We start from the raw sequence: 13,480 nt of genomic DNA, 5'->3' as shown, positions 1-13,480 counted from the left end.
GCCTCACATTCTGAAGATGCCGAAGGTGGTGCGCTCAATCGGAGCATTGAGCGCGGCCGACAGGCCCAGCCCCAGCACCATCCGGGTATTGGCGGGATCGATGATGCCGTCGTCCCACAAACGGGCCGAGGCATAATACGGATGGCCCTGGGTTTCGTACTGGGCGCGGATCGGGGCCTTGAAGGCCGCTTCTTCCTCCGCGCTCCAGCTTTTGCCCTGAACCTCCAGGCTGTCACGGCGAACCTGCGACAGCACGTTGGCGGCCTGCTCGCCCCCCATCACCGAAATGCGGGCGTTGGGCCACATCCACAGGAAGCGCGGTGAGAAGGCACGGCCGCACATCCCGTAATTGCCCGCGCCGAAACTGCCGCCGATCACCACCGTCAGCTTGGGCACGCGGGCGCAGGAAACGGCCGCAACCATCTTGGCCCCGTCTTTGGCGATACCGCCGGCTTCGTATTTGCGACCGATCATGAAACCAGTGATGTTTTGCAAGAACACCAGCGGAATGCCGCGCTGGGCGCACAATTCAACGAAATGAGCCCCTTTCAGCGCCGATTCGGAAAACAAGATGCCGTTATTGGCGACGATCCCGACCGGATAGCCGAAGATATGAGCGAAGCCGCAGACCAGGGTGGTGCCATACAGCTTCTTGAATTCGTCGAACGCGCTGCCATCGACCAGACGGGCGATCACCTCGCGCACGTCGAACGGTTTGCGCGGGTCGGTAGGGATGATTCCGTGCAAATCGTCGGCGGGATACAGAGGGTCGGCGGGGCGGCGCAGCTCAACCCCCGGCCGCTTGGGACGGTTCAACGTCCCGACCACCCGCCGGGCAATGGCCAGCGCGTGGGCATCGTCGTGAGCGTAATGGTCGGTGACCCCCGAGATACGGGAATGCACATCGGCTCCGCCCAGATCCTCGGCCGAAACCACCTCGCCGGTCGCGGCCTTCACCAGCGGCGGGCCACCCAGGAAGATTGTTCCCTGGTTGCGAACGATGATCGATTCGTCGCTCATCGCCGGAACATAGGCTCCCCCGGCGGTACAACTTCCCATCACCACCGCGATCTGCGGAATACCCTCGGCCGACATCAAAGCCTGATTGTAGAAGATTCGTCCGAAATGCTCGCGGTCAGGAAAAACATCATCCTGATTGGGCAGATTCGCCCCGCCCGAATCGACCAGATAGAGGCAAGGCAGACGGTTTTCACGGGCGATCTCCTGAGCGCGAAGATGTTTCTTCACCGTCAGGGGGTAATAGGTGCCGCCCTTGACCGTGGCGTCATTGGCGATGATGACGCATTCCCGCCCGGCAACCCGGCCGATCCCGGTCAGCAGCCCGGCCGAGGCGATCTGCTCCTCGTAAACCCCGTGAGCCGCCAGTTGCGACAGTTCCAGATAGGGCGTTCCGGGATCGAGAAGCCCGCGCACGCGGTCGCGCGGCAGCATCTTTCCGCGCGCCAGATGGCGGTCGCGGGCACGGGGGCCGCCGCCCATCTTGACCTCGGCGACCTTGGCCCGCAAATCCTCGACCAGCGCCCGCATGGCAGCGGCATTGCTCTGAAAGATCGAGTCCTGCCGCGACAGGGAAGAGTGAAGAATCATGGTTCTGGTCCTTCGTCCTGGGGCGTGTCGCTTGGCTCTAAGCGGTTTGCTTGAACAGTTCGCGGCCGATCAACATCCGGCGGATTTCGCTGGTTCCCGCGCCGATCTCGTACAATTTGGCGTCGCGCAACAGCCGCCCGGCGGGAAATTCGTTGATGTAGCCGTTGCCCCCCAGGATCTGGATCGTTTCCAGCGCACAGCGGGTCGCCCGTTCGGCGGCGTAGAGGATCGCCCCGGCTGCGTCCTGGCGGGTGGTCTGCCCCTTGTCGCAAGCCCGCGCCACGGCATAGACATAGGCCCGCGAGGCGTTCATCTCGGTGTACATATCGGCGATCTTGGCCTGAATAAGCTGGAACTCGCCGATCGGCTGGCCAAATTGCTGGCGGTCGTGGACATAGGGCATCACCAGATCCAACGCCGCCTGCATGATCCCAAGCGGTCCGGCGGCCAGCACCGCTCGCTCGTAATCCAGCCCGCTCATCAGCACCTTGACCCCCTCATTGAGGGTTCCGAGGATGTTTTCGGCTGGAACCTCGCATTCCTCGAACAGCAATTCCGAGGTCGGCGAGCCGCGCATCCCCAACTTGTCCAGCTTCTGCGCCGGGCAAAAGCCCTTGAACCCCTTCTCGATCAGAAAAGCGGTGATGCCGCGCGGCCCGGCGGCGGGATCGGTCTTGGCATAGACCACCAGCGTATCGGCGTAATGGCCGTTGGTGATCCACATCTTGCTGCCGTTAAGGACGTAACGGTCGCCGCGCCGTTCGGCGCGCAGGCGCATCGAGACGACATCCGACCCAGCCCCGACCTCGCTCATTGCCAGAGCACCGACATGTTCGCCCGACACCAGTCGGGGCAGATAGGTCTGCTTCTGCTCCGTCGTGCCCCAGCGATGGATCTGGTTGACGCACAGATTGGAATGCGCACCGTAAGACAGCCCAACCGAGGCCGAAGCGCGGCTGACCTCTTCCATCGCGACGCAATGAGCCAGATAGCCCATCTGCGAACCGCCATACTCCTCGGCAACGGTAACGCCGTGCAGCCCCAAAGCCCCCATTTCGGGCCACAAATCGCGGGGGAACTCATCGCTGCGGTCGATCTCGGCGGCACGCGGCGCGATCCGTTCCGCCGCAAACGCCTGCACGCTGTCGCGCAACATGTCGATTTCCGATCCCAGGCCGAAATCGAAAACGGCGGAACGGTCCAACGCCATGAAAGCCTCCCTGCTCTGTTTTGTGTCGGGCGTCTTCCCCGTTCGACCGGGCCGCACCCTTGTTAAAAACGATCATACGTTTTTTTAATTGCCGCGCAAGGCTTACTTGCAGCACTATCGAATCGTAACGACCTATCCGATAGGACGGCCCTTTCCCCGGCGAAAGGGTTGGAATCGTTCCCGATGGCCCCTTACCTTGCCGCGGCGTACGGACATCAAAGCGGGCAGAAAAACAATGGCGCGAACGGCAGGATCACACGGTCCAAAAACCATGGAGGCGATTGGCAAGGCTGGATTGCAGTTGATTTACGAGAAGGGCTACGAGGCGATGAGCCTGCGTCATCTCGCGACTGAAGTCGGCATTCAGGTCGGATCGCTCTATAACCACATCAGCACCAAACAGGATCTGCTGTTCGGCCTGCTGAGAAAGCACATGGAGAATCTGTTGGAGAGCCTTGATAAGGCTCTCATTCCGGCTGGAGACCCGCACCAGAAATTACAAACCTTCGTCGCGTTTCATGTCCGCTATCATATCGCCCGCAAGCGCGAAGTCTTCATCTGCTACTCAGAACTGCGCAGCCTCGATCCCGAGAATTACGAAGTCATCGTCGCAATGCGGCGTGCCTACGAGGAACGGCTGATCGCGATCCTTAAAGACGGCTTGGCTCAGGGCCGCTTCAGCGTCGCCGACCCTCAGGTCGCGGCCTATGGCATCCTGGCGATGCTGACCGGGGTTTGTACCTGGTTCCGCCCCAAGGGACGATTGAGCGCCGAGGACGTCGCGACGCTTTATACCGGCATGGTTCTGGACGCGGTGGGAGACAAGACTCCCCGCGCGGCCTCCCTTCCCGGAGAGGCGTAATTATAGACCTGACCGTTCTTCGATCTAAATACGGACACTGATGACCGGCATCAGTACACCCCTTTGGAATTGAGGAACGCCCCCGCGTGGCGGTCGTCGGACAAGGTATGGGTGACGATCCAGTCTTGAAGAAAGGTCAACACCTCGTCTTTTCTATAGCCATCGCCGACTGCGGCAGCGGCGTGGATCTCTGACAATCGTTCGAGCAGACGGTTGTGACGAGCGCGATGGGACCCCATGTCGGCGTATTTATAAAGGATCATCAGCGCCTCTTCCTCGGCGAAATGAAAGCGGGCGTAGTCGAGCAACAGACCGAGCGAATCGGTCACTTCAGCGGCAGGACTGCCGCGATCCATCTGATCGAGCACGGAATTGCTGATCTCGAACAGCCGCCGGTGATGACTGTCTATCCGCTGCACACCAACCGAATACGCATCGTTCCACCGGATCAGCACCCGAGCATGTTCGCCCATCTCCAACATCGCCCGCGTTCGCTTGGTGGTGGACTCGAACAGCTTCCACCGCACCGCAGGAATATCCCGTAAAGCCTCGGCCGGAACCAGATAGACCTCGCACGGATCGATCGCGCGGACCTTAAAGAGGCAGGGCGTGGCGAATACCGCCGCTTCTTCTCCGAAATAATCGCCGATCCGAAGCGTTTCGAACCGGTGATCGCCCAGATAACGCCCTGCACTACCGTCCTTGATCATCCCAACCATGCCGGGACCAGGATCGATCGGCAAACCGCCTCCCACCGTGATTTTGGTCATTGCCTGAGCGATACGATTGAGCGAGCGCGACGATACCACTTCGCCGAACAGCGATGTCCGCAACAGAAACTCACGATATTCCTGGACCCGCGACAGATCAGGGAAAACGTCGTTACGACGAACGAACTCGCAATAAAGCGAGACGGGAATCGCCAGGGCCTGAACGAAGCTGGTCGCGCGATAGGTCTCGGATACCGACACCCCGAACAGGCCCGACATTTCGCCGATCAGCGCCCCGGCGGATAGTACGTTACGGGTCTCCTGCTCGATGGGGATCATCTCGACGCTGCCCGACAGCACAAGATAGATGTAATCGCTGATCGTGTATTCCTTGATCAGAATTGTCCCCGGATTGAACGTCATCACCCGGTTGTTCAGCACGCCTCGGATCTGGTGACACGGGATACCGGGGAAGTAGGATGCCAGCGCTTCATAGGCGAACGGCCAGATAAAATCGTAGTTCGACGGGATCAGCACATCGACGGTACCGAACGACGCGGTCGAGCCGATCGCCTTCTGGGCGCGGGTATTCCGGTGCGAGGTGTGGGCCAGAATGATCTTGCCCGAACAATCGTCGCGGAAATCATAGGCATCGCCATGGATCATCCCGCCGCCGACATCGATCTTCTTGACGTCGGCGGGCCGACGGTACTCGGCGGCGATCCGGTCGTACAGATCCTGATCGATTCCAGGAAGAGCGGGATCGTCGGTGATGAAGCCGCGCAGAACGTCCAGACGGCAAATGTCGGCAAGATGGGAGTAGGTCCGGTAACCACTCTCCCACATCGTGCGGAAATGCAGGATGGTGGTCTCCACCGGATGAGGCGAAAACACAGGCATCACCTCAAGCCCGTCGATGAAGTTCCACTCGCCCTCGACCAACGGGTGGACGTCGAAATAATCGCCGAACGCCTCTTCCTCAATGCACAACAGCGCCGCGACCTTCTTCACCACGGCGGCCCGCACCAGCGGTGTCGCGTAGTATTTCAGCTTGTGGTCAGATCGAATCAGCGTGGTCAGTCCGGCGAAATGATCGTCGTGGGAATGGGTGTGGAAAATCCCTTCGATCTCGTTGACGCCAATCCCCAGAGCATTCAGCGAATACAAGATATTAGGACCGGCATCGACCAGAAAAATCCGTCCCTGGAACATCAGAATCGAAGCCATGCTGGGACGGTTTATGTCCCAGCCGTCTCCCTCTCCAGAATGGATAACGGCAAAATATTCGCGCCGAAGCTGGTAATATCCCAGCGGATAGGGCGGGTCGTAGGTCTCGAACGGCGGGAGATTGAGATCGACTACCGCCGTCTCGCCCTCGAAGCTAAATTGAAAGACGTTGAACAGGATGCGGCGAATGATAACGCCGTTCCTGATCTCGACCGGATCGGTATCGACGACCAGGGTATCGAGCAGATCCGTAGGGTGCCGGATCTGGCCGAAAGCGAATTTCAACTTCATCCGCATCATGGCGTGAGCCGTGACCGGATCAATGCCGGTCTCGACGATCTCGTCCTCGGTAACCAACCCGTAATTGCCGCGATAGATGTACTGCATCTGCGCCTGAACCTGATCGGCGCTGCCCACCAGCAACGGCTTGACCCCGGTATTACCGGGATGGTCAGGCAGGATCATTCCCTGGCGATACAGCATCTGCAACACCGGGAACTCAGCCAGATTGGAAAAGCTGCCGTTCTGCACCATCGCGTCGGACAATAAGATCGCGTTGGGGCCGGTTTCAAAAGGAACGCCGTTCATCTCGGTTGAGACGATCAGACCACGCTTCATCAGATGTTTGACGACATCAGCCGGACACCCGCACAGCACGCAGAGACCGGCCTTTGGCACTTCGACCAACCAGACTCCGGTGGTGACTTCGACCTTCCGCAACAACGGCATCCCATCCTCCCCCCATCATACCTTTCTATATATCACGGAGGATTGCCGAGGGCCTCTCTCCGTGAGAGAGGGAGAAGGTCAGAATCGTCTACAGCCCTAGATACGCCTCGCGAACCCGTTCGTCGGCAAGGAGACGCTCGCCCCGATCGGCGAGAACCACCGTTCCCGTCTCCAGCACATAGCCGCGATCGGCAACCTTCAGAGCGGCCTGAGCATTTTGTTCGACCAGGAAAATCGTCGTTCCCGCAGCTTTCAGGCTCTGGATAATGTCGAAGATTTCCGCCACCAGCAGCGGGGCCAGCCCCATACTCGGCTCGTCGAGCAGCAAAAGCCGGGGTGCCGACATCAGGGCACGGGCAATCGCCAGCATCTGCTGCTGCCCACCCGACAAAGTTCCAGCCGCCTCGCGCCGTTTGCGGCGCAGGATCGGGAACAAATCGTACATCCGTTCCAGATCGGCGGCGACATCCGGGCCGTGGCGGCGATAGGCTCCCAGGCGCAGATTATCCTCGACCGACATTGGCCCGAACACCTGACGGCCCTCGGGCGACTGGCTGATTCCCAGCCCGACCCGGATCTCGGGCTGGGCGCGGGTAATGTCCTGTCCATCGAACCGAATCGTGCCGCCGCTGACGGGTTGCACCCCGGACAGGCAACGCAGCAAAGTCGTCTTGCCCGCGCCATTGGCACCGACCAACGCGACCAGTTCACCCTCGGCGATATCGATATCGATGCCCTTCAATGCCTGAATACGACCGTAATGGCTGGTCAGGCCGGAGAGTTCGAGCAGCATGTCCCTCTCCTATGCCTGGACGCCAAGATAGGCGGCGATCACCTCGGGATTGGCCCGGACCTCGGCGGGCGTTCCCTCGGCCAGCTTGCGACCATAATCTAGAGCAAGGATATGGTCCGAAATGCCCATCACCATCTTCATGTCGTGTTCGACCAGCACCACGGTAACGCCCGAGGCGGCAATCCGTTTGATTACGTCGTCGATTTCGCGGCTTTCGGTGGCGTTCAGTCCCGCCGCCGGTTCGTCCAGCAGCAACAGACGCGGCCCGGCCGCGAGGGCGCGGGCGATTTCCAGCCGTTTCAGCGCGCCATAGGGCATCTGGGCCGCGTCGGCATCGAGATAGCGGGACAGGCCGACGAACTCCAGCAAGGCCGCACACGTATCGCGGGCCTCGCGGTCGCGGCGGCGCAAACCCGGCAGGGTCAGCAGCGAGGGGATCAACCGACAGTCGAGATGGAGGTGGTGGCCGACCATCACGTTCTCAAGCACAGTCATATTGAAGAAAATTTGGAGATTCTGGAACGTGCGGCTCATCCCCATCGCCGCTAGTTCGAACGGCTTGCGGCCGGTAACCGGCTTGCCCTGGAACAGCACCCGACCGGCGCTGGGGGCATAGACCCCGGTCATCAGATTGAACAAGGTGGTCTTGCCCGCGCCGTTGGGGCCGATAATCGAATGGATGGTGCCGGGATCGACGGTGAAGCTGAGATCCTCGATGGCATGAACGCCGCCGAATTCCTTCGACAGGTTTTCGATTCGCAACAAGCTCATCGCTCACCCCTCCACCGGCGGATCAGTCCAGCCAGACTGGGGAGCAATCCCTTGGGCATAAAGATCATCGTCCCCATCATGATCGCGCCCAGGATCATCGCCTCGTACTGCTCGAAGCTGGCCAGAACCTGGGGCAACAAGGTCAGGATCACCGCCCCCACCAACGCGCCGAAAGTCGAGGCCATACCCCCCAGCACCACCATCGTCACCAGTTCGGCCGAATGGAAGAAGCTGCCGATATCCGGAGTGATGAAGCCGTTTTTGTGAGCGAACAAACTGCCCGCCACCGAAGCGAAGACCGCCGAGATCACAAAAACCCGGACCTTGGTGCCCGAGGAATCGACCCCTGCCGCCTCGGCCCCCGCCTCCGATCCGTGCACCGCCCGCAATGCCCGCCCCAGCGGGGAATCAATCAGATTCAGCGACAGCCACACCGCCAGCAACAAAACGCCACCCGCCATCCAATACCAATCCCGCTCGCCCGAAACGGAAAGACCGAACAGGGTGAAATCCCCCAGCGCCAGACCGTCGGGTCCGCCGGTCAGGCCCGATTCCGTCTTCAGAACGATATGGATGATGATGCCAATCCCCAGCGTCGCCATCGCCAGATAATGGCCTTTGAGCCGCAGAATCGGCCGTCCCAGCACAAAAGCGATGAGTGCGACCGCGCCCGCCGACAGAACCAGCGCCGCCAGCGGGGGCACCTCATAGCGGCCGGTCAGAATCGCCGAGCCATAGGCTCCCAGGGCAAAGAATCCGGCATGGCCCAGGCTGATCTGGCCGCCATAGCCGATCAGCAGATTAAGGCCGATACAGACAATGGCGCTGAACATCGCATTGACGGCGACATCGTAGAAATAACCGTTGCCAAGACCGAGCGGCACAAGGGCGATGATCGCGGCGAGAACGAGAATCCCGCCAGTGCGGGGACGAAACAGGGTCATATCAGACTCGATCGGTGCCGCGTCGGCCGAACAGGCCGCTTGGCATGAAGAAAAGGACGAACAGGATGATGATGAAGGCGATCGCATCCTTGTAAGCAGAGGACAGGTAGCCCGAGGCCAGCGCCTCGACCAGACCGACGATCAGGCCGCCGACGATGGCGCCCAGCCCGCTGCCCAGCCCCCCCAGCACGGCGGCGCTGAAGCCTTTCAGTCCCAACATGATCCCGGACTCGTAGCTGGTGAAGGTGATCGGCGTGACCACCACCCCGGCCACCGCCCCCAGCAGCGCCGACAGAGCAAAACTGGCGAGCAGCACCCGCTTGACTCCAATGCCGACCAACTGCGCCGCCAGACGGTTATGCGAGGTCGCCAGCATTGCCTTGCCGAACAGGGTCCGATTGAAAAACCACCACAGCGCGGCAATCGCCAGCGCCGATGAGCCGATCACCCACAGGCTTTGCGGCATCAGGGTCGCGCCGCTCAGGGCAATCGGAGTCTCGCCGGAAAAGGCAGGGAGGGAATGGAACTCCTTATCCCAGATCACCTGAGCCGCGCCGCGCAGAAAGATCGACGCGCCGATGGTGATGATGACAATCGTCACCACATCGGAATCACGGGCAGGCTCGATCGCCAGCCGCTCCAGCGCGATCCCCACCAGCATCGCCACCACCAGGGCCAGAGCCACCGCCAGCCAGAGCGGCGTCCCCGCCGCGACCAAAGACGCGGCGGTCATGCCGCCGATCATGATGAACTCGCCCTGAGCGAAATTGATGACATTGCTGGCGTTATAAATGATGGCGAAGCCCAGCCCGGCCAGGGCGTAGATCGCCCCGGAGGTCAGCCCCGAGAACAGGTATTGCAGGAATTCGGCGAACATTCTAACCCCGGCTCAGTCGAGCAACACCCAGTCGCCCTTGCGGATTTCTACCATGTGGAACGCCGAGGGAGAGAGACCCATGTGGTCGGTCGGCGACATCGTGACTGTCCCGGCAGTGCCGATATAGCCCGAGGTCTTTTCGATCTCTTCGCGCAGCTTTGCCTTATCGGTGCCGCCAGCGCGGTTGATCGCGGCAAGAACGATCTGCAAGGCATCGTAGGGGTGACCGGCAAAGGTCGAGACATCGGACTTGAACGCCCGTTCGTACTCGGCCTTAAAAGCGGTAACCACCGGCTTTTGTGGATCGGTGGCGGGAAGTTGGGCGGCAACGACCAGACCGGCCGCGGGCAGGCGCACCCCCTCTGCCGCATCTCCGGCGAGACGGATATACTCTTTCGACGCGACGCCATGCGACTGATAAAGCGGAACACTCATCCCCAACTGGCGGAAATTGCGGGTGACGATCGCTGGTCCCTGGCCCGAACCGAAATTGAACACCGCCTGAACGCCCTGGGTGTTCTTGATTTTAGTCAGTTGGGCGGTAACGTCGGGATCCTTGGCGGAATAGACCTCATCGGCAACGATCTCGATGCCGTTTTCGCGAGCCACCGCAACCGACTGATCGTGGCCGGACTTGCCGAATCCGGCATCTTCCGAAATCAGCGCGATCCGGGTAATTCCTCGTTTCTTCATGTCGAGGATGACTTTTTCCGCCGCCATCCGATCGGTATGGGGCACCTTAAACACCCACGGCTTGACAGGATCGATAATCGGAATTCCGGCGGCCAGCGAGATCAGCGGCACCTTGGCCCGTTCGGCCATCGGCACCGCCGCCATCGTGGTGCCGGTGGTGGTGCCGCCGATCAGCACGTCAACCTTGTCGCTGTCGGCCAGACGCTTGGCGAAGGTCGCGGCCTTCTCACCCGCACCGCCATCGTCATAAATGATCAGTTCGATTCGACGCCCCAGCACGCCACCCTCGCGGTTGGCCCGCTCGACATAGAGTTCGAGAGTCTTCTTCTCGGGTTCGCCCAGAAACGAGGCCGGGCCGGTCACCGACAAAAACGAGCCGATCCGGATCGGCTCGGATGCAATGGCCCCACCGATACCGGCACAAGCCCAAGCAACACCCAGAATCACCGCCCTCCACCGCACGAAACCACCCATCCCCGCCCCCTTTTGCCGCACTGCTCATGCGGGAATGCCCCGCTTTGCGGTTATCTAGCGGGGGAAATGGGCAAAGGGCAACGCCTTCCACCACGAAATTGTCCGCGACGGCCCCCACCAGACGCCCAGACCTCGGACATCCCCACCGGGGCCTGGGCAATCCGATCTTGCATCACGAGGAAGGTCGTGTATATTCGCCCGCTTCTAACCCTTGCCGACCCCCAATCGGGGAGCCGGCTATGCTCGTTTGCCCATTGGGGGCGAATGAGAAGAGAAAAGCCAAAAGGGGTTTTTCATGCCTTTGTACGAAAGCGTGTTCATCGCGCGCCAGGACATTTCCGCCCCGCAGGTGGAAACCCTGACCGAAGAACTCTCCAACATCATTGTCCAGGGTGGCGGCACCGTCTCCAAGAAGGAATTCTGGGGTCTGCGCAACATCACCTATCGGGTCAAGAAGAACCGTAAGGGCCATTACGTCCTTCTGAACATCGACGCTCCGTCTGCCGCCGTCAAAGAGATGGAACGGCAGATGTCGATCAACGAAGACGTTCTCCGCACCCTGACCATCCGCGTCGAGGAGCTGGAGGAAGGCCCGTCGGCGATGATGCAGTCCAAGAACAGCCGCGATGACCGCCCGCGTCGGGGCGACGGCGAAGATCGCTCGCGCAGCGACCGTCCGCGTCGCGACGACCGTGAACCCCGCCGGATCGAAGGAGGCGAGTGATGTCCGAAGACAAGACCCAGGAACGCCCGCGTCCCGCCGCCGGCAGCCAGCCGCGCCGTCCGTTCTTCCGCCGCCGCAAGACCTGCCCGTTCTCGGGCGAGGGCGCGCCGAAGATCGATTACAAGGACGTGAAGCTTCTCCAGCGCTTCATCTCCGAACGCGGCAAGATCGTGCCGTCCCGCATCACCGCCGTGTCGGCGAAGAAGCAGCGTGAGCTGGCCCAGGCCATCAAGCGCGCCCGCTTCCTTGGCCTGCTGCCCTACGTGGTGAAGTGAGGCTGACGAGGATGCATCCGGGGTTGGCCAGATCGCTGTGAGCGGGGCGGTTGGAATCGCGTTGGCGGCGGGTTTGCTGTCAGCACTGATGTTCGTCTCCCTCTCCGAAGGTCTGTCCATCGGCGTGCTGCTGACCTACCTTGCGCCACTTCCGCTAATGATCGCGGGACTGGCGCGGGGGCCGGCAACAGCCGGTCTGGCGGGAGCGGTGGCGACAGCCTCCGTCGCCGCAACGTCCGGGGGGGTGTCTTTCTTCCCCTTCGGTCTGGCGGTGGCGATACCGGCGGTCATCGTGGCCCGGCAGGCTCTGCTGTGGCGGACCACGCCCTCCGGCGCGGTCGAATGGTATCCGCCTGGACTGGTTCTGGGCTGGCTGACCGGCATGGCGATGGTTCTTATCCTGATCGGGGCTGCCTTGGCCTCGGGACAAGGGGGAACCGATGTCCAGTCCGGCGGACTTCAGGAGTGGGTCTCGGCCACAGTTGGCCGGACCCTCGACCTGCTGACGCCGACGCTCGATGCCACCCAGCGCGAGCTGGTCGCCGGATGGTGGGTGCCGTTCTTTCCCGCCCTGGTCGGCGGGTCATGGCTGGTGATGACCATTGTCAACGCCAGCTTGGCCCAGGCGCTGCTGGCCCGGTCGGGACACAACCGCAGGCCGAGCCCGGCCTATAGCCGTGACATGGACCTCCCGACGTGGCTTGGGGTGGTTCTGGCGTTTGCGGTTGCGGTCGGAACGATGGTCGAGGGCGACCTTGGCTATCTCGGCCGCAGCATTGCGGTGGTGGCACTAATTCCGTTCGCCCTGTCCGGGCTGGCGGTGGTGCATGGCTGGGCTGCCGGCCGACCCAATGCGAGGATGCTCCTCGTGGCGGTGTATGGGGTTCTGTTCCTGGTCTCGGCATGGGCTTTGCTGCTCGTGGCCGGCCTGGGACTGGTGAGGTTCGTGACGCGATTCCGCCCGACCGGCGACAGCGGCGGCGGAAAGGAGAAATAACATGGAAGTCATCCTGCTCGAACGCATCGAGAAGCTGGGCCAGATGGGCGACGTGGTCAACGTCAAGCCCGGCTTTGCCCGCAATTTTCTGCTGCCGCAGAAGAAGGCTTTGCGCGCCTCCAAGGCCAATCTGGTCTACTTCGAAAAGCAGCGCGTCCAGCTTGAGGCTCTGAACCTCAAGCGCCGTGAAGAGGCCCAGGCCGTCGCCGATAAGATGACCGGCCTCAGCGTCCTGATGGTCCGTCAGGCCGGTGAAAGCGGTCAGCTTTATGGTTCGGTCAGCGGCAAGGACGTCGCCGACGCGATCAAGGCTGCCGGCTACACCATCGAGCGCCGTCAGGTCAATCTCGACAACCCGATCAAGACCCTCGGCCGCTATGCCGTCCGTGTGTCGCTGCATCCGGAAGTCTCCGTGATTGTCACCATCAACGTCGCCCGCTCGCAGGAAGAAGCCGAGCGTGCCGCCGCTGCCGGTGCCGAGATCGAAGAGCTTGAGGCCGAAGAAGAGATCGAGGAAGAGATCCTCGACGAGACCGTCGAGGAAGACGAGATCGCCGGCTGATCTCTGGGGCGGATACCCGCCCGG

Annotated in this window: 13 protein-coding genes; 5 read left to right on the top strand and 8 right to left on the bottom strand. The window is 61.5% G+C overall.

The window, feature by feature from the left end; all coding sequences use genetic code 11:
- Window positions 1-3: 3 nt before the first annotated feature.
- Both PHAMO_RS07855 and PHAMO_RS07850 read right to left on the bottom strand, forming a co-directional pair.
- Window positions 4-1,608: a carboxyl transferase domain-containing protein gene (locus PHAMO_RS07855; protein WP_002728148.1), complete on the bottom strand. Its 1,605-nt coding sequence runs from the start codon at window positions 1,606-1,608 to the stop codon at window positions 4-6.
- Between the two features lie 37 nt (window positions 1,609-1,645).
- Window positions 1,646-2,818, bottom strand: a complete 1,173-nt coding sequence (locus PHAMO_RS07850; RefSeq protein WP_002728146.1) for an isovaleryl-CoA dehydrogenase — start codon at window positions 2,816-2,818, stop codon at window positions 1,646-1,648.
- Window positions 2,819-3,089: 271 nt separating this feature from the next.
- Between PHAMO_RS07850 and PHAMO_RS07845 the strand changes: the two genes are divergently transcribed.
- Entirely contained in the window at window positions 3,090-3,680 is a 591-nt protein-coding gene (locus tag PHAMO_RS07845; protein ID WP_002728144.1) for a TetR/AcrR family transcriptional regulator, read from the top strand.
- 50 nt (window positions 3,681-3,730) lie between these two features.
- Here PHAMO_RS07845 and PHAMO_RS07840 read toward each other — a convergent pair whose 3' ends face one another.
- The 6 genes from PHAMO_RS07840 to PHAMO_RS07815 form a co-directional block, all read right to left on the bottom strand.
- Window positions 3,731-6,346 carry a bacteriohemerythrin gene (locus PHAMO_RS07840; RefSeq protein ID WP_002728141.1) on the bottom strand — a complete coding sequence of 872 codons (2,616 nt, stop codon included), beginning with the start codon at window positions 6,344-6,346 and terminating at the stop codon, window positions 3,731-3,733.
- Between the two features lie 88 nt (window positions 6,347-6,434).
- A complete protein-coding gene (locus PHAMO_RS07835) occupies window positions 6,435-7,139 on the bottom strand; it encodes an ABC transporter ATP-binding protein (protein WP_002728132.1) in 705 nt (234 codons plus the stop codon).
- 9 nt (window positions 7,140-7,148) lie between these two features.
- Window positions 7,149-7,910 carry an ABC transporter ATP-binding protein gene (locus PHAMO_RS07830; RefSeq protein WP_002728130.1) on the bottom strand — a complete coding sequence of 254 codons (762 nt, stop codon included), beginning with the start codon at window positions 7,908-7,910 and terminating at the stop codon, window positions 7,149-7,151.
- Complete coding sequence (locus PHAMO_RS07825) at window positions 7,907-8,854, bottom strand: branched-chain amino acid ABC transporter permease (RefSeq protein WP_002728128.1); 948 nt, start codon at window positions 8,852-8,854, stop codon at window positions 7,907-7,909. Before PHAMO_RS07825 ends, PHAMO_RS07830 begins: the two co-directional genes overlap by 4 nt.
- A gap of 1 nt (window position 8,855) precedes the next feature.
- The gene (locus tag PHAMO_RS07820; protein WP_002728126.1) at window positions 8,856-9,731 is read right to left on the bottom strand and encodes a branched-chain amino acid ABC transporter permease; all 876 of its coding nucleotides are present in this window, start codon (window positions 9,729-9,731) and stop codon (window positions 8,856-8,858) included.
- A gap of 12 nt (window positions 9,732-9,743) precedes the next feature.
- On the bottom strand, window positions 9,744-10,898 hold the full coding sequence (locus PHAMO_RS07815) for an ABC transporter substrate-binding protein (protein ID WP_002728123.1): 1,155 nt from the start codon (window positions 10,896-10,898) through the stop codon (window positions 9,744-9,746).
- Between the two features lie 295 nt (window positions 10,899-11,193).
- Between PHAMO_RS07815 and rpsF the strand changes: the two genes are divergently transcribed.
- From rpsF to rplI, 4 genes are read left to right on the top strand one after another with little or no spacing between them, the layout of a single operon-like run.
- Window positions 11,194-11,622, top strand: a complete 429-nt coding sequence (gene rpsF / locus PHAMO_RS07810) for a 30S ribosomal protein S6 (RefSeq protein ID WP_002728121.1) — start codon at window positions 11,194-11,196, stop codon at window positions 11,620-11,622.
- Window positions 11,622-11,897 carry a 30S ribosomal protein S18 gene (gene rpsR / locus PHAMO_RS07805; RefSeq protein ID WP_002728119.1) on the top strand — a complete coding sequence of 92 codons (276 nt, stop codon included), beginning with the start codon at window positions 11,622-11,624 and terminating at the stop codon, window positions 11,895-11,897. The genes rpsF and rpsR overlap by 1 nt, the downstream gene beginning before the upstream one ends.
- A 37-nt stretch (window positions 11,898-11,934) precedes the next feature.
- Window positions 11,935-12,894, top strand: a complete 960-nt coding sequence (locus PHAMO_RS07800; protein WP_002728118.1) for a DUF2232 domain-containing protein — start codon at window positions 11,935-11,937, stop codon at window positions 12,892-12,894.
- 1 nt (window position 12,895) lies between these two features.
- A complete protein-coding gene (rplI, locus tag PHAMO_RS07795) occupies window positions 12,896-13,456 on the top strand; it encodes a 50S ribosomal protein L9 (protein ID WP_002728117.1) in 561 nt (186 codons plus the stop codon).
- The last annotated feature ends 24 nt before the right edge of the window (window positions 13,457-13,480 follow it).

It is taken from the genome of Magnetospirillum molischianum DSM 120 (assembly GCF_000294655.1).
In the GTDB taxonomy this organism is placed as follows: Bacteria; Pseudomonadota; Alphaproteobacteria; order Rhodospirillales; family Magnetospirillaceae; genus Phaeospirillum; species Phaeospirillum molischianum.
This window is presented reverse-complemented; position numbering and strand designations above follow the sequence as displayed.